Raw genomic sequence first — 15,904 nt, 5'->3', positions numbered from 1 at the left:
GTTGATCGGGTTTGCAAAGACAGGTTTGTGGTGTGTTGAAGACCTTTGATGCCTATAAAAACAGATGTTCGTGGAGCCTCGCCGATGAAATCCTGTGAAGTCAATTTTGACGGTCTCGTGGGGCCGACCCATAACTACGGCGGTTTGTCCTACGGCAACGTCGCGTCCCAGAGCAACAGCCAGCAATCTTCCAACCCCAGGGAAGCGGCGCTGCAGGGCCTGGCGAAAATGAAAGCCCTGATGGACATGGGCTTTGTGCAAGGTGTGCTTGCTCCCCAGGAACGTCCGGATGTCGCCGCGCTGCGCAGCCTTGGCTTTGCCGGCACAGACGCCCAGGTGATCCAGCAGGCGGCCAAGCACGCCATGCCGTTGCTGGTGGCCAGTTGTTCGGCCTCGAGCATGTGGGTGGCCAACGCCGCGACGGTCAGCCCGAGCGCCGACACGTTTGACGGCCGCGTGCATTTCACCGCCGCCAACCTCAACTGCAAATACCACCGCAGCATCGAACACCCGACCACCAGCCGCGTGCTGGGGGCGATGTTTGCCGATCAGCAGCACTTCGCCCACCACGCCGCGTTGCCGGCCGTGGCGCAGTTCGGTGACGAAGGCGCCGCCAACCACACCCGCTTCTGCCGCGAATATGGTGAGGCGGGCGTGGAGTTTTTCGTGTTCGGCCGCAGTGCGTTCGACACCCGCTACCCAGCGCCGCAAAAGTACCCGGCGCGCCAGACCCTCGAAGCGTCCCAGGCGGTTGCGCGTTTGCATGGCCTGCAGGATGACGGTGTGGTCTACGGCCAGCAGAACCCGGCCGTGATCGATGCCGGGGTGTTCCACAACGACGTGATCGCAGTGGGTAACGGTGAGGTGTTGTTCTATCACGAGGATGCGTTCCTCAATACCGAGCAGATGCTCGCTGAACTGCAGGCCAAGCTGGGCAAGGTCGGCGGCAATTTCCAGGCAATCTGCGTACCCCGCGCCCTGGTCAGCGTCGAAGACGCCGTGCGCTCCTACCTGTTCAACAGCCAGTTGCTGAGCCGCGCCGACGGTTCGATGCTGCTGATCGTGCCCGAAGAGTGCCGCAACAACGAGCGTGTCTGGCACTACCTGCAAAGCCTGACCAGTGCCGGTGGGCCGGTCGGCGAAGTGAAAGTCTTCGACCTCAAGCAAAGCATGCAGAATGGCGGCGGCCCGGCCTGCCTGCGTTTACGCGTGGCGTTGAAGGAGGCTGAACTGGCGGCGGTCAATCCAGGGGTTATCATGACTGCACCGCTGTACGAAACGTTGACCCAATGGGTCGGCAAGCACTACCGCGACAGCCTGCGTGAAACCGATCTGGCTGACCCGCAGTTGCTGCTCGAATGTCGCACGGCATTGGATGAACTGACGCAAATCCTTAAACTGGGCTCGGTTTATCCTTTCCAGATCAATTAAAGCCACACGGCTGAGACTTATTTATGACCACCGATACCCTGAAGCTGATCCTTGAAGACACCGACGGCACCCAGCTGGAAACCTCTTGCACCCGCCTGGCCGTGGTGTGGCAGGGCAAGGAAATCTGGATCCAGCACGATGGCCGTGGCCAACTGCTGATCGGCGTGGACGTGGAAGAAGGCGACGCCGAGTACGCCAACCTGCTGATGCGCCCGCTGGCCACCAACCTGATGAGCCTGCAACTGGAAATGGAACCGGCCGACGTTGAAGGTGATGACGACGATCACGTCCACGGCCCAGGCTGCAACCACTAAGGAAGCTGCTCTATGCTCGCCCTCGGCAAACTGCTTGAACTGACCCTCGCCGGTCGTGAACCGGCGCAAAAAATTCAACTGACTGTCGACGGCGTGCAAATGCGCTGGCTCAGTGAGGGCGCACTCGAGGTGCGGCCTCCTGAGGCACGGGACAACGGCGCCGATGTGCTGCTGTCATCCGGCATCCATGGCAACGAAACCGCGCCGATCGAATTGGCCGACCGCCTGTTGCATGGCATCGCCCGCGGGGAGATCAAGCCCCGTACCCGTATTCTGTTCCTGTTCGGCAACCCCGAGGCCATGCGTCGCGGCGAGCGTTACCTCGAGCAGGACGTCAACCGGCTGTTCAACGGCCGCCACGAACAAAGCATCGGCCCCGAAGCCATGCGCGCCGCCGAGCTTGAGCAGTTGGCCCGCACCTTCTTCAGCGTGCCCGGCCGTTCGCGCCTGCACTACGACCTGCACACGGCGATTCGCGGTTCGAAGATCGAGCAGTTTGCCCTGTACCCCTTCAAGGAAGGGCGCCAACACTCCCGCACCGAACTGGCCCGCTTGCGCGCGGCCGGCATGGAAGCGGTGCTGTTGCAGAACAAGACCTCCATCACTTTCACCGCGTTTACCTACGAGCAGCTGGGCGCCGAGTCGTTCACCCTGGAACTGGGCAAGGCCCGTCCATTCGGGCAGAACCAGGGGGTGGATGTATCGCGCCTGGAAACCCGCCTCAAGCAGATCATTGAAGGCAACGAGCCGGCCGCCGAGGGCCTGGACGGCCTGAAGTTGTTCAGCGTGGCCCGGGAAATCATCAAGCACAGTGACGCCTTCACCCTGCATTTGCCGGCGGATGTGGAGAACTTTTCGGAACTGGAGAAGGGCTACCTGCTGGCCGAGGACATCGCCAAGACCCGCTGGGTGATCGAGGAGGAGGGCGCGCGCATCATCTTCCCCAACCCGAAGGTCAAGAATGGCTTGCGGGCGGGCATCCTGATTGTGCCGACCACAGATGTTGGCCTGGCCTGAACCTTGGGTTCAGCGCGGTCAACTGTAGGAGCTGGCTTGCCTGCGATAGCATCAACTCGGCCTGTCAGTTACCTCGAGGCGATGCTATCGCAGGCAAGCCAGCTCCCACCCAGACCCAGTTTTTACACTGGGTTGGGTAGGGTTGCTTAGACTGCTAAGGCACGCGGCTCATTGCGGCGAATCGCGCGGATCTTGTGCAGGGTATCGGCGCAGGTCTGCGCAGCTTCCTTGCCCTTGTGCACAAAGTGCTCAAAGAAGAAGTTGTGGTGCTCGCTGCCCGCGTGGAAGTGATGCGGCGTCAGGGACACCGAGAACACTGGCACTTCGGTTTCCAACTGCACCTGCATCAGGCCGCTGACTACCGATTGTGCGACGAACTCGTGGCGATAGATCCCACCGTCCACCACCAGGGCGGCGGCGACGATGCCGGCGTAGCGGCCGGACTTGGCCAGTAGCTTGGCGTGCAGGGGCATTTCAAAGGCGCCGCCGACTTCAAAGAAATCGATGTCCGACTCTTGGTAGCCCTGGACGAGCATTTCGGCGAGGAAGCCTTTACGGCTCTGATCAACAATATCTTTGTGCCAGCAAGCCTGGATAAACGCGACGCGCTCACCGTGGTGGTTTTTGCTCTTGCTGTCGATTGCGGTGGGTTGCATGTTCTGACTCCTGTTTATGAAAAAAACAGGGCGTTATGAATCGAATGGGATTTAAGGGTGCGAGCAGCTGTGTCATGCAGGCATGAAATCAGCACACGGCCCTTAGGCGCCAATCCCGTTCTCTCTTCATCCGGACTATGACCGTCGGCCCCGGGATCACACCGGGTCTGCTGACCTTGCCGCCGTCCTGCGTGAGCAGTTCGAGGCGCCAAGCGCTCGCGGGCTATGCGCATTGCGCGCAATTACCGCCGGTGGGGAATTGCACCCCGCCCTGAGAACGTTGCCGCCAGAACCCTGGCGGCGGAGAGTTTTTACCATACATTTCGAAAAACTGCATAGGGTGCTTGTTAATATCGACTATCGACAGGTTTGCCGATCAGCCTTGTAGGCGGTTGATATCTGTGGGCGATACCCGCAGTAATCGGTTACAACAGGTCATTCTCCACTCGCAGAGGCCTGCTTGATGTCCGTTATTGATCTTCGTAGTGACACCGTGACCCAACCCACGCCGGGCATGCGCGATGCCATGGCCAGCGCACCGAGCGGCGATGATGTCTACGGTGAAGACCCCAGCGTCAACCTGCTGGAAGCCGAACTGGCCAAGCGCCTGGGCTTTGCCGCCGCGCTGTTCGTGCCGACCGGCACCATGAGCAACCTGTTGGCACTGATGGCCCACTGCGAGCGGGGCGAGGAATACATCGTCGGGCAACAGGCCCACACCTACAAATATGAGGGCGGCGGCGCGGCGGTGCTGGGTTCGATCCAGCCGCAGCCCCTGGAAGTCCAGGCGGACGGTTCGCTGGACCTGGCCCAGGTCGCAGAAGCGATCAAGCCGGATGACTTCCACTTCGCCCGCACCCGGCTGTTGGCGTTGGAAAACACCATGCAAGGCAAAGTGTTGCCCATGAGCTACCTGGCCGCTGCACGCGCATTTACCCGCGAACATGGCCTGGCCCTGCACCTGGACGGCGCGCGCCTGTACAACGCGGCGGTCAAGCTGGGGGTGGATGCGCGGGAGATTGCCGGGTATTTCGATTCGGTCTCGGTGTGCCTGTCCAAGGGCCTTGGCGCGCCGGTTGGCTCGGTGCTGTGCGGCTCCAGTGCGTTGATCGCCAAGGCCCGTCGTTTGCGCAAGATGGTCGGTGGCGGTATGCGCCAGGCGGGTTCTTTGGCGGCGGCGGGGCTGTACGCCCTGGACCATCAGGTAGCGCGCCTGGCCGAAGACCACGCCAATGCCCAGTGGCTCGGCGATGAGCTGCGCAAGGCCGGCTACAGCGTGGAGCCGGTGCAGACCAATATGGTCTACGTGCAGATCGGCGAGCAGGCCCAGGCGCTGAAGGCCTTTGCCGAAGCGCGTGGGATCACGTTGAGTGCCGCCCCGCGCTTGCGCATGGTCACGCACCTGGACGTCAGCCGGGCACAGATGGAGCAAGTGCTGGCGACATTTGTCGAGTTTTCCCGGAAATGACAGTGCAGGCCGTCTAATTGACTGTTTCTATCGTATAAACACGCTGTACCACGGGCAAAGGGCCGATATAATGCGGCCCTTTGCCGTCGCTCCGTCTGATGACGTTTAGCACTGGCCTTTGGCCGCAGCCTCCGTGGAAGAACCTAATGAAAAGCGCAGAAATCCGTGAAGCCTTCCTTCGCTTCTTCGAAGAGCAAGGTCACACCCGTGTCTCCTCCAGCTCCTTGATCCCAGGCAATGACCCAACCCTGCTGTTCACCAACGCGGGGATGAACCAGTTCAAGGACTGCTTCCTGGGCCAGGAAAAACGCGCCTACACCCGCGCCACCAGCAGCCAGAAGTGCGTGCGCGCCGGCGGCAAGAACAGCGACCTGGAGAACGTCGGCTACACCGCCCGTCACCACACCTTTTTCGAAATGCTCGGCAACTTCAGCTTTGGCGATTATTTCAAGCAAGACGCGATCAACTTCGCCTGGACCTTCCTCACTGGCGTGCTGAAGCTGCCGAAGGAAAAACTCTGGGTCACCGTCTACGCCACCGACGACGAAGCCTACGACATCTGGACCCAGCAGATTGGTGTGCCGGTCGAGCGCATGATCCGCATTGGCGACAACAAGGGCGCGCCTTACGCCTCCGACAACTTCTGGACCATGGGCGATACCGGCCCGTGCGGCCCGTGCACCGAGATTTTCTACGATCATGGCGCCGACATCTGGGGTGGCCCGCCGGGCTCGCCGGAAGAAGACGGTGACCGTTACATCGAGATCTGGAACAACGTGTTCATGCAGTTCAACCGCACCGCCGATGGCGTGTTGCATCCGCTGCCTGCGCCGTCGGTAGATACCGGTATGGGCCTGGAGCGGATCAGCGCGGTGATGCAGCACGTTCACTCCAACTACGAAATCGACCTGTTCAAGAACCTGCTGAGCGCGTCGGCCGCGGCCATTGGCTGCGCCAACGACAACCAGTCTTCGCTCAAAGTGGTATCGGACCATATCCGTTCCTGTGGTTTTCTGATTGCCGACGGCGTGCTGCCCTCCAACGAAGGCCGTGGCTACGTGCTGCGCCGCATCATCCGTCGCGCCTGCCGCCACGGTAACAAGTTGGGCGCCACGGGTAGCTTCTTCTACAAAATCGTTGCCGCGCTGGTGGCCGAGATGGGCGAAGCCTTTCCGGAACTCAAGCAGCAGCAAGCCAACATCGAGCGCGTGCTCAAGGCTGAAGAAGAGCAGTTCTCCAAGACCCTGGAGCACGGCCTGAAGATCCTGGAACAGGACCTGGCTGAGCTCAAAGGCACCGTGGTGCCCGGTGATGTGGTGTTCAAGCTGTATGACACCTATGGCTTCCCGATGGACCTGACGGCCGACATCGCCCGCGAGCGTGAACTGACGGTCGATGAGGTTGGTTTCGAGCGTGAGATGGAAGCCCAGCGTGTACGCGCGCGTTCCGCGAGCTCTTTTGGCCTGGATTACAACACCTTGGTCAAGGTTGACGTGGCGACCGAGTTCACGGGTTATCAGGCCACCGTCGGCTCGGCCAAGATCGTGGCTATTTATAAAGATGGCCAGTCGGTCGATGTCTTGAGCGAAGGCGAAGAGGCGGTCGTGGTGCTCGATCAGACGCCGTTCTACGCTGAATCTGGCGGCCAGGTCGGTGACTGTGGTTTCTTGCGCTCGACATCCGGTCGTTTCGACGTGCGCGACACCACCAAGACCGGCGGTGCTTTCCTGCATCACGGTGTGTTGGTGCTGGGTAACCTGACGGTCGGCGCTCCGGTAGAGACTCAGGTTGATGCTGATGTGCGGCATGCAACCGCCTTGAACCACTCGGCTACCCACTTGCTGCACGCGGCGCTGCGCCAGGTATTGGGCGAGCACGTCCAGCAGAAGGGGTCGTTGGTCGACAGTCAGCGCCTGCGCTTTGACTTCAGCCATTTTGAAGCGATCAAGCCTGAGCAATTGAAGGCATTGGAAGACATCGTCAACGCCGAAATTCGCAAGAACACTGCGGTAGAAACTGAAGAAACCGATATTGAAACCGCCAAGAAAAAAGGCGCCATGGCGCTGTTCGGCGAGAAATACGGCGACAACGTACGCGTGCTGAGCATGGGCGGCAGCTTCTCCGTGGAACTGTGCGGCGGTATCCATGCCAAGCGCACCGGTGACATCGGCTTGCTGAAAATCATCAGCGAAGGCGGCGTGGCTTCCGGTGTACGGCGTATCGAGGCGGTGACCGGCGCTGCGGCCCTGGCCTACCTCAATGCGGCCGAAGAACAACTCAAGGAAGCGGCGACCCTTGTCAAAGGCAGCCGTGACAACCTGATCGACAAGCTCTCTGCCGTACTGGAGCGCAACCGCCAGCTGGAAAAACAGCTGGAGCAGTTGCAAGCCAAGGCGGCCAGCGCAGCGGGTGACGACCTGTCAGCCTCGGCACTGGACATCAAGGGCGTGAAGGTTCTGGCCGCGCGCCTGGACGGTCAGGACGGCAAGGCGCTGTTGGCCTTGGTCGATCAGTTGAAGAACAAGCTCGGCCGCGCAGTGATCCTGCTCGGCAGTGTCCATGAGGAAAAGGTCGTACTGGTTGCCGGTGTAACCAAGGACCTGACTGGCCAACTCAAGGCTGGTGATTTGATGAAACAAGCCGCTGCGGCAGTGGGCGGGAAGGGCGGTGGTCGTCCGGACATGGCGCAAGGCGGTGGTGTAGACGCTGGTGCCCTGGACGCGGCCCTGGCCCTGACCGTGCCATTTGTCGAGGCCGGTATTTAAGGCGCTGTTAATGAGTCCATGGTCTAGTCATGGGCTCGCTTAGCTGCTGGAAGATTTGTTTATTGGGCGCCCCTTTACGGGCTGAGGCGGCTTAGAAATGGCTTTGATCGTACAGAAATTTGGAGGCACCTCGGTCGGCTCTGTCGAACGAATCGAGCAGGTCGCCGACAAGGTTAAGAAATTCCGCGATGCCGGCGACGACCTGGTGGTGGTGCTGTCGGCCATGAGCGGCGAGACCAATCGCCTGATCGACCTGGCCAAGCAAATCAGTGGTGATCAGGCTCCGCTGGCGCGTGAGCTGGATGTGATCGTGTCCACCGGTGAGCAGGTGACCATTGCTTTGTTGGCCATGGCGCTGAACAAGCGTGGCGTGCCGGCGGTGTCCTACACTGGCACCCAGGTACGGATCCTCACGGACAGCGCGCACACCAAGGCGCGCATCCTGCAGATCGACGACCAGAAGATTCGTGGTGACCTGAAGGCCGGTCGCGTGGTGGTTGTCGCCGGTTTCCAGGGCGTTGACGAGCACGGCAATATCACGACCCTGGGCCGTGGCGGTTCCGACACCACCGGCGTGGCGCTGGCGGCAGCCCTGAAGGCTGACGAATGCCAGATCTACACCGATGTGGACGGCGTCTACACCACTGACCCGCGCGTAGTGTCCGTGGCCCAGCGCCTGGACAAGATCACCTTCGAAGAGATGCTGGAAATGGCCAGCCTCGGGTCCAAGGTGTTGCAGATCCGTGCGGTGGAGTTTGCCGGCAAGTACAACGTACCGCTGCGCGTATTGCACAGCTTTAAAGAGGGTCCGGGCACCCTCATTACTATTGATGAAGAGGAATCCATGGAACAGCCGATCATTTCCGGCATCGCCTTTAACCGCGATGAAGCCAAGCTGACCATCCGTGGCGTGCCAGACACCCCGGGCGTGGCCTTCAAGATCCTTGGGCCGATCAGTGCGGCGAACATTGAAGTCGACATGATCGTGCAGAACGTTGCGCACGATAACACCACCGACTTCACCTTCACCGTGCACCGCAACGAGTACGATGCGGCCGAGCGTATCCTGCAGAACACTGCCCAGGAAATCGGGGCGCGTGAAGTGGTCGGCGACACCAAGATCGCCAAGGTGTCGATCGTTGGTGTGGGCATGCGCTCCCATGCGGGCGTTGCCAGCCGCATGTTCGAGTCCCTGGCCAAGGAAACCATCAATATCCAGATGATCTCCACATCGGAGATCAAGGTGTCGGTGGTGATTGAAGAGAAGTACCTGGAGCTGGCTGTGCGTGCACTGCACACCGCTTTCGAACTGGACGCGCCGGCCCGACAGGGCGAGTAACGCGTTGCCAGGAAGGCGCGGTTGATCCGCGCCTTTCTTTTTTGCCGGGTGATGGCCCAGGCCTGTTCTTTTGCCCGTGCTCGACAATACTTAGGCATGCAGGGCCATGGCCGATGGGTTATAGGCCCAAGGCCTTTTTTTGCAGACTGTTGTTCCCGAAATGAAATGCGTGAGGAGAAAGGTATGCTGATTCTGACTCGTCGATGCGCAGAAAGCCTGATTATTGGTGATGGCGAAATCACCGTGACCGTGCTCGGCGTCAAAGGCAATCAAGTGCGGATTGGGGTCAATGCCCCCAAAGAGGTGGCCGTCCACCGTGAGGAAATCTACCTGCGGATCAAGAAAGAGAAGGACGACGAACCAAGCCATTAATTTTTATCGTTTTTTATGTTTGCAAACGGGGATGAAGCTGGTTAATATACGCCCCGTGTTGCGGAGAGCTGGCCGAGTGGCCGAAGGCGCTCCCCTGCTAAGGGAGTACACCTCAAAAGGGTGTCGGGGGTTCGAATCCCCCGTTCTCCGCCATTATTTGCTTAGTACGTTGCAATCTGGTTTTTTCGCTAAGTTGTTGAAATTAAACGAAAAAATAGCTTTACATAGAGATTGAACGGCCTATAATGCGCGGCAACAAATGCACTCGTAGCTCAGCTGGATAGAGTACTCGGCTACGAACCGAGCGGTCACAGGTTCGAATCCTGTCGAGTGCACCATTTAAGAGTTAGTTGCAGCAATGCAGGTAACTTGGCTCCAACCAGTTGTGATCTGGTATAAAACCACAATCTGCACTCGTAGCTCAGCTGGATAGAGTACTCGGCTACGAACCGAGCGGTCACAGGTTCGAATCCTGTCGAGTGCACCATACAAACAAAAAGCCCGCCTAGTGCGGGCTTTTTGCCGTCTGGGGTTTTTACTTTCCTGGCGGCCTGCGTAGGAATAGTCTCGGCCACGCAGGTTTTTCTCTCGCCCATGTGTTTTCTTTTCTATGGCTGTCGTCGCAGTTTCATACGTGTGGCCAACACTCAGCTTTGTTGTGCAAGCGCTTGTTCTTTCCAGTTTTTTAACGTTTAAAGCGGGCGCACGGTGTATCATTGCGCCCGTCAGCCCCGCCGGGGCTTGTGGAATACCTCCATGGACTTACCCAGTAGTTACTCAGTACCCCGTTTTACCAATCATGAATTGACTGATTGATCCTTCCGGCGTGCCCCGCTGCTGGGAGTGGAGTTCGCCTATGACCGAAGTAGAAGTAAAGAAAACACAAGAAAGCCTGCAGGATCGCCTGGCTCAAGTCGTCGAGCTGCTGCAGCGCCAGCGTGTGGTCGAAGATCTGACCCATCGCCAGGAAGGCCCTCATCAAGACCGGGTCGAGAACCTGGTCCATCGGCAGAATCTCGTCGAATTGCAGCGCAAGCTCGATGACCTGCACTCTGCCGACGTCGCCTACATCCTTGAAGCCCTGCCGCTGGACGACCGTCTGACGCTTTGGCAGTTGGTCAAGGCTGATCGCGATGGCGACATCCTCCTCGAAGTATCCGACTCGGTGCGTGAGACCCTGATCGCCGACATGGACGATCACGAGCTCCTGGCTGCGGCCAAGGAGATGGACGCCGACGAACTGGCCGACCTCGCCCCTGAGCTGCCCCGTGATGTTGTCCATGAGCTGATGGAGACCCTCGACGGTCAGCAGCGTGAGCGCGTGCGCTCCGCGTTGTCCTATGACGAGGAGCAAGTCGGCGCATTGATGGACTTCGAGATGGTGACTATCCGTGAGGATGTCAGCCTGGAAGTGGTCTTGCGCTACCTGCGGCGCCTCAAGGAACTGCCGGGGCACACCGACAAGCTGTTTGTGGTCGACTACGAGGGCATCCTCAAGGGCGTGCTGCCGATCAAGCGCCTGCTGGTCAACGACCCGGACAAACAAGTGGCCGAGGTCATGGCCAGCGATCCGGTGAGCTTTCATCCCGATGAAGACGCCTACGATGCCGCCCAGGCATTCGAGCGTTATGACTTGATTTCGGCCCCGGTGGTCGACAAGAACGGCAAGCTGATCGGCCGTTTGACCATCGATGAGATGGTCGACCTGATCCGTGAGGAAAGCGAAAACGAAGTCCTCAACATGGCGGGTCTGCGTGAAGAGGAAGATATTTTTGCGTCAGTCTGGCGATCCCTGAGCAACCGTTGGGCGTGGCTGGCGGTCAACCTGATTACTGCGTTCATTGCCTCGCGGGTGATCGGCCTGTTTGAAGGCTCTATCGAGAAGCTGGTGGCGTTGGCGGCGCTGATGCCGATCGTGGCCGGTATTGGTGGTAACTCGGGTAACCAGACCATCACCATGATCGTGCGGGCGATGGCCCTGGACCAGGTGAGCACGGGTAATACCTCGCGCCTGATGCGCAAGGAATTGGCGGTGGGCCTGATCAATGGCCTGGTGTGGGGGGGGGTTATTGGGGTGGTGGCCTATCTGCTGTATGGCAGTTGGTCCCTGGGCGTGGTCATGACTGCGGCCATGACCCTCAACCTGCTACTGGCGGCCTTGATGGGGGTGTTGATCCCCATGACCCTCGCGCGCCTTGGGCGCGATCCGGCGATGGGCGCCAGTGTGATGATCACGGCCATGACTGACAGCGGTGGCTTCTTCATCTTCCTAGGCTTGGCGACGATCTTCCTGCTTTGAACCCAATAGGGGCCGGCAAGCCGGCTCCTGCATCCAAAGTAAAAAAACCACGCAAAAAAAAGCCAGCGCAAGGCTGGCTTCAGCTTTCAGTTGCCGGTTATTCGGCTTCTGCGGCTGCCTCAACGTCATGGGCAATCAGCGACACAAGCGCATTTTGCTGACGGTGGGACAGTTGGCGAAACCGCTGTAGCAGCTCGCGTTCGTGCAGTGACAGCTCCGGGCTGTCCATACGCATGCTCAGCTCATCACCCAGCGCGCCTTCCTGAATAAGGCTTTGCTCCATGCGCGCGATGATTTCAGAGTTCATGCTGCGGTGATGATTGCGAGCCACCTCGGCAATGCGTTCCCGCATTCCGTCTGGCAGACGTACGACGAACTTGTCAGCCGTACGGCTGGAATAAATTGCCTGTTTCAATGGGCGCATATATTTAACCGGTTAGTTCAGGGGAGCGGTTTTTGGAATTGGCCGCAACATGTGTGTTAGGACAAGGTTTGCGGACAAATGTTCAACCTGAATTGCAAAGAGGCCGCATCATGCCTCAGATTTGCCGGTTCCTTGGCGTCAATTCTGTGACAAATATTGAACTGACTACAGGCTTTATGCCAGTACTCATTATCAAATTTGCGGACTGGTTAGAAAACTTTTCTGCGCAGTATTCGCAGCGCAGGCTCTCGATGCCCGAGGGTCTTGCGGCGCACATCCTATAGCAATGTGGCCTTTTGCCCTTATTTTTAAGACTAGTGGCAAATGGCCGATTTGCGCGCCCAGGCGACATAAGGTCGGGCGACAGGTGAGGTGAGGAGGGCGGGGGGTGAATCGGTTGTTCAGCGCAGAACCGGGTCGAACTTGAAGCGACGCCCGACAATTGCGGCAATCACCCACGCGCTGGCGAACACGGCGCAGGCGCCTAGGGAAAGGGTGTGCCAATCATTCGACGTGGCGCTGAGCCCCATGACGCCGGTGATGAGGGTCAGAATGAAAAACAGCCAGGTGGTCTTGGTCATGATCGGCTCGCTTAGAAAATCCAGTGCTCAGAAGTGCCGGCGGCCTGCGCGCCTTGTGCCAACTGAACAGAGGGTTGCCCATTGGCTGTCATCACTGCCAGTTGCGCGCGTTGCTGGGTCTGGTGGCTGCCTGTGTGGCTGATCTGCGCTGCATCGCTATCGCCACTGGTCTGGAACTGGAACATCACCAGTACCGCCAGGGCCAGGGCATTCAGAAGCAGGAGGGTGCTGTTCATGGGTGTTTCCCCGTGTTCATGTGCAGGACAGATTGTTAAGGGTAAAGAGTGCAGTCATCGTGCCAGCTGCTATTTTGATAAAAATCCTTAAAAAACAGTATGTTAGATTGATCTCAAAAGTATGGCTCGTTGCAAGATGCAATGATGGCCTTTCGTGCTAGTGCATTTTGCACGATGGGTCTTGGCAGCCCTGTAGGCAGGAGGTGGGCGCGTTAACGGCTTACGCCTAAAAAGCTTGCGGACGACATGACAAAACTCACCTTGGCCGTTAACATGCACGCCGTCTGTCGCGACGCCATTTGGCCTTGCGCCTGTCATAAGTCCCAGTAGCTCAATTGGATAGAGCATCCCCCTCCTAAGGGGAAGGTTGGCCGTTCGAACCGGCCCTGGGACACCATATATTCAAGGCTTCCAGGCTTATCTCGAAAATGCATTGCCGCTCTGTGACAGCAGGGTGGCAGCAAGCGTAGTTAGTGGTGGGGGTTTCCGAATTGCTTTTTAACGTCGATACATTCGGCGTGGCTCATCTCCAGAGCCGTGGTTTAAGGCTATTCTGCTATATCTATCTCTGGTCCTTCCCAAATCATTTTGCCTATTTTGGCTACGATTACGCGTCATGCAGACGGACCGTCTAGTCTCTTAAAGATACGTACTGCTGTTAACGAGAGAATTTTATGCAATCCGAACACGGTCGAATTGACGGCGACATCGAGCTCAATAGCGGGCTTTCGCTTTACGGGATGGCGTGCGGGAGCATCGTCGTAAAATCGGGAGGGCTTTTGGTCCTGTACGGGACGTGCACGAAAAATGTTGTCGTTCAACCTGGCGGTGCAGCCAAAGTCCACGGGATGGTGAAAGGCGATGTCCTAAATCAGGGGGGAGTACTTGAGGTTTATGGCGCAGTGCATGGGCAGGTAATAACGGAGAGTGGCAAATCAGTAATCTCGCCCTCAGCGTCTGTAAGAGTCGCTGCGCAATCCTCGCGAGGTAACTCGCAAGCTATCGGCCTGATCGGCGGCGCGACATTAGGAGCTGCTTTGGGCGGACCTGTTGGGGCTGTAGTCGGAGGGTTATTAGGCGCAATTTTAGGCAACGAATCTAAAGAGCGTGGCTGATGGATACCACTACGATCGGAATAGCGCTTGGCGTTTCATTATCTGCCCTTTACGCGGGTTTCAGGGCGATAAATAAACAACCCTTTGACCTCAATCACACGGTTCTAGTTTTTCTATCTGCTTTCAGCGTGCCGGGTGGAGTCGCACTTATTGCCGCTGGTTTCGTGGGGAGCGCGGAAAACCTGCCTTCGTCGTGGCGGGAGCACGTCACAGTTGCTGGTATCGTCGCTATTGGTATAGCAGTTCGATACGTGTGCTCGGTGTTCTACGAAATATGGCAGATGAGAGCTAGGCCCGCGGAAAGCGGCTCACCTTCAGAAGGTCAAGAATAGCTCTCACGTCCGTAGCCACTTTATGTTTCATTAACCCAGCGGAAATGGAGTTGTTTTTAAAAGTCTCCATCTGTACGCACTACAGCTCGAGTTGCGCACTATCCCTAATGCGCAGAACGGTTGTTGTCGAACAATTCGCGTGTCTAGCAGTAGCTCTTATGCCAAGGCCGGCACCTAGTAACTCAGCGACACGTCTGTGCAGATCGGCGTCGACTGGCCGTCCCTGATACTTACCGGCGGCTTTGGCCTTCTCTATCCCTTGAGCCTGGCGCTCGCGGCGCTGCTCGTAATCCTTGCGCGCGATCGCGGCCATCATTTCCACTAGCATTGAGTTGATCGCCCCGAGCATCCGGCCGGTGAACTCGTCGCCCTTGGTGTCCTGCATCCCCTGGTGGCTCGTCGGAAGGTCAAGCGCGACTATGCGCAGGCTTTTGGAGTCGATCGCAGTCTTGAGCTTTTGCCAGTCCTCCACTGGGAGGCGGGAGAGGCGGTCTATCGACTCCACCAGCAACACGTCACCCTTACGGGCATCCTTCAGCAGGCGCAGTAGCTCAGGCCGGTCGGCGGTGGCACCGCTGGCATTCTCCAGGTAAACGCTTGCAATGACCTTGTTGTGGTCGCTGGCGAACTGCTCGAGCGAGGCGCGGGCGCGGCCGGCGTCTTGCTCTTCGGTGGAGGCTCGGAGGTATGCGCGGATGAACATGATGGGTGCCTGTATCAGTTAGGGTGTTCTACTAATACTGTTGCACTTTGGGTGTTACTTATCAAGCGGAAAGCCCGAAAAAGGCAAAATAAGCCTGTATCTGGATAGGCATACCTATTAGGGGTAGGCGACAATAATGTGTTGTCTAGCAGACGGGGTGGTTCGTTTGTGTCTTGGAGTTCGTCTTCAGGGTGAGACCTTCAGCTTTTTTGGCGATGTTTGTGTGCTTCTCACGGCCGGAAGCCTTGACGGAGGGACTTCGTCTCGCATTTTCCGCCTTGCGCGCAGGCGACATCCAATTGAAGTGCAGCCATGCTTATCTCCAAGCAATAACAAACCCGCCGAAGCGGGTTAGGCAACTATGGTCAAGCTAGCTTTTGATGGAAATAAAGACTTGATGGTCTTCGGCCCCGTAGTACCGTGCTACCGATTTTTTGGCCTCCTCAAACGAAAGAGGGCCAGCGATCACAGTGCCGGCACACTCGCTCGGCCTCGTCGTGCTATCGAAAAGCATGTCCTCTAAGAATCTGATGTGCTCCTGGTTGAGTTCAGATGATAAGCACTCATCAACTTGCTTCATCGCACGACTAGGGCAATAGCGACGTTTGGCGAAGTGCAAGACCCATTGCCTAGGTTTGGAGTGGTCACCGTCGATAATTTCCCATCGATCAATTTTGTAAATTGCTCTTTCTTGATCTGAGCGCTTTATTACATATTTTATCGAAGCGATATCGTATTTTTCAGTTTCCCAAAGCTCGAGCTTCCACGGTTCTGGCGTTTGTACTAGCTCACTGGCGTCCATTGGGTAAGCGAACTGTGGCATGTGGAGCTCCTTCTCTTGGAAAGCTCCAT

At 58.0% G+C, this 15,904-nt stretch carries 15 protein-coding genes, 4 tRNA genes and 1 riboswitch; of the genes, 13 read left to right on the top strand and 6 right to left on the bottom strand.

Annotation, left to right across the window (positions count from 1 at the left end; genetic code table 11):
- The first annotated feature begins 84 nt into the window (after positions 1-84).
- Genes astB through astE form a run of 3 tightly spaced genes read left to right on the top strand, consistent with a single transcriptional unit; the run spans position 85 to position 2,762 of the window.
- Complete coding sequence (gene astB / locus HBO12_RS27320) at positions 85-1,431, top strand: N-succinylarginine dihydrolase (RefSeq protein ID WP_169955159.1); 1,347 nt, start codon at positions 85-87, stop codon at positions 1,429-1,431.
- Between the two features lie 23 nt (positions 1,432-1,454).
- The gene (locus HBO12_RS27315; protein WP_029294458.1) at positions 1,455-1,745 is read left to right on the top strand and encodes a hypothetical protein; all 291 of its coding nucleotides are present in this window, start codon (positions 1,455-1,457) and stop codon (positions 1,743-1,745) included.
- A gap of 12 nt (positions 1,746-1,757) precedes the next feature.
- Positions 1,758-2,762 carry a succinylglutamate desuccinylase gene (astE, locus tag HBO12_RS27310; protein WP_170043789.1) on the top strand — a complete coding sequence of 335 codons (1,005 nt, stop codon included), beginning with the start codon at positions 1,758-1,760 and terminating at the stop codon, positions 2,760-2,762.
- Positions 2,763-2,908: 146 nt separating this feature from the next.
- On the opposite strand, the gene HBO12_RS27305 is transcribed toward astE, so the two are convergent.
- On the bottom strand, positions 2,909-3,418 hold the full coding sequence (locus tag HBO12_RS27305) for a 6,7-dimethyl-8-ribityllumazine synthase (RefSeq protein WP_169955161.1): 510 nt from the start codon (positions 3,416-3,418) through the stop codon (positions 2,909-2,911).
- 113 nt (positions 3,419-3,531) lie between these two features.
- A riboswitch (FMN riboswitch) is annotated at positions 3,532-3,701 on the bottom strand.
- A 180-nt stretch (positions 3,702-3,881) separates the two neighbouring features.
- On the opposite strand from HBO12_RS27305, the gene ltaE reads away from it, so the two are divergent.
- From ltaE to mgtE, 8 genes are all read left to right on the top strand, one after another.
- Positions 3,882-4,886, top strand: coding sequence for a low-specificity L-threonine aldolase (ltaE, locus tag HBO12_RS27300; protein ID WP_169955162.1), 1,005 nt, complete (start codon positions 3,882-3,884; stop codon positions 4,884-4,886).
- A 146-nt stretch (positions 4,887-5,032) separates the two neighbouring features.
- Entirely contained in the window at positions 5,033-7,651 is a 2,619-nt protein-coding gene (alaS, locus tag HBO12_RS27295; RefSeq protein ID WP_170043788.1) for an alanine--tRNA ligase, read from the top strand.
- 97 nt (positions 7,652-7,748) lie between these two features.
- Positions 7,749-8,990: an aspartate kinase gene (locus HBO12_RS27290; RefSeq protein WP_038442619.1), complete on the top strand. Its 1,242-nt coding sequence runs from the start codon at positions 7,749-7,751 to the stop codon at positions 8,988-8,990.
- Positions 8,991-9,173: 183 nt separating this feature from the next.
- Positions 9,174-9,362 (top strand): carbon storage regulator CsrA, encoded by a 189-nt coding sequence (gene csrA / locus HBO12_RS27285; protein ID WP_003178872.1) that lies wholly within the window; start codon positions 9,174-9,176, stop codon positions 9,360-9,362.
- A 62-nt stretch (positions 9,363-9,424) separates the two neighbouring features.
- Positions 9,425-9,515 (top strand) — tRNA-Ser (locus HBO12_RS27280).
- 108 nt (positions 9,516-9,623) lie between these two features.
- Positions 9,624-9,700, top strand: a tRNA-Arg gene (locus tag HBO12_RS27275).
- Between the two features lie 72 nt (positions 9,701-9,772).
- Positions 9,773-9,849 (top strand) — tRNA-Arg (locus HBO12_RS27270).
- Between the two features lie 369 nt (positions 9,850-10,218).
- Complete coding sequence (gene mgtE, locus HBO12_RS27265) at positions 10,219-11,661, top strand: magnesium transporter (protein WP_169955164.1); 1,443 nt, start codon at positions 10,219-10,221, stop codon at positions 11,659-11,661.
- Positions 11,662-11,758: 97 nt separating this feature from the next.
- Here the strand turns inward: mgtE and HBO12_RS27260 are convergent, their stop codons facing one another.
- From HBO12_RS27260 to HBO12_RS27250, 3 genes are all read right to left on the bottom strand, one after another.
- Positions 11,759-12,085 (bottom strand): Arc family DNA-binding protein, encoded by a 327-nt coding sequence (locus tag HBO12_RS27260; protein ID WP_029294475.1) that lies wholly within the window; start codon positions 12,083-12,085, stop codon positions 11,759-11,761.
- 401 nt (positions 12,086-12,486) lie between these two features.
- Positions 12,487-12,666 (bottom strand): PA3371 family protein, encoded by a 180-nt coding sequence (locus HBO12_RS27255; RefSeq protein WP_169955165.1) that lies wholly within the window; start codon positions 12,664-12,666, stop codon positions 12,487-12,489.
- 11 nt (positions 12,667-12,677) lie between these two features.
- Positions 12,678-12,902 (bottom strand): hypothetical protein, encoded by a 225-nt coding sequence (locus HBO12_RS27250; RefSeq protein WP_169955166.1) that lies wholly within the window; start codon positions 12,900-12,902, stop codon positions 12,678-12,680.
- A 320-nt stretch (positions 12,903-13,222) separates the two neighbouring features.
- Here HBO12_RS27250 and HBO12_RS27245 point away from each other — a divergent pair.
- Both HBO12_RS27245 and HBO12_RS27240 read left to right on the top strand, forming a co-directional pair.
- Positions 13,223-13,299 (top strand) — tRNA-Arg (locus HBO12_RS27245).
- Between the two features lie 717 nt (positions 13,300-14,016).
- Positions 14,017-14,349: a hypothetical protein gene (locus tag HBO12_RS27240; protein ID WP_170043787.1), complete on the top strand. Its 333-nt coding sequence runs from the start codon at positions 14,017-14,019 to the stop codon at positions 14,347-14,349.
- Positions 14,350-14,428: 79 nt separating this feature from the next.
- On the opposite strand, the gene HBO12_RS27235 is transcribed toward HBO12_RS27240, so the two are convergent.
- Positions 14,429-15,052, bottom strand: coding sequence for a recombinase family protein (locus tag HBO12_RS27235; protein WP_170043786.1), 624 nt, complete (start codon positions 15,050-15,052; stop codon positions 14,429-14,431).
- Positions 15,053-15,422: 370 nt separating this feature from the next.
- The gene (locus HBO12_RS27230; protein ID WP_170043785.1) at positions 15,423-15,875 is read right to left on the bottom strand and encodes a hypothetical protein; all 453 of its coding nucleotides are present in this window, start codon (positions 15,873-15,875) and stop codon (positions 15,423-15,425) included.
- Positions 15,876-15,904 lie beyond the last annotated feature (29 nt).

The organism is Pseudomonas sp. WS 5059, from assembly GCF_012985525.1.
In the GTDB taxonomy this organism is placed as follows: Bacteria; Pseudomonadota; Gammaproteobacteria; order Pseudomonadales; family Pseudomonadaceae; genus Aquipseudomonas.
The sequence above is the reverse complement of the archived record's forward strand: the minus strand, read 5'-3'. Positions and strand labels throughout refer to the sequence as shown.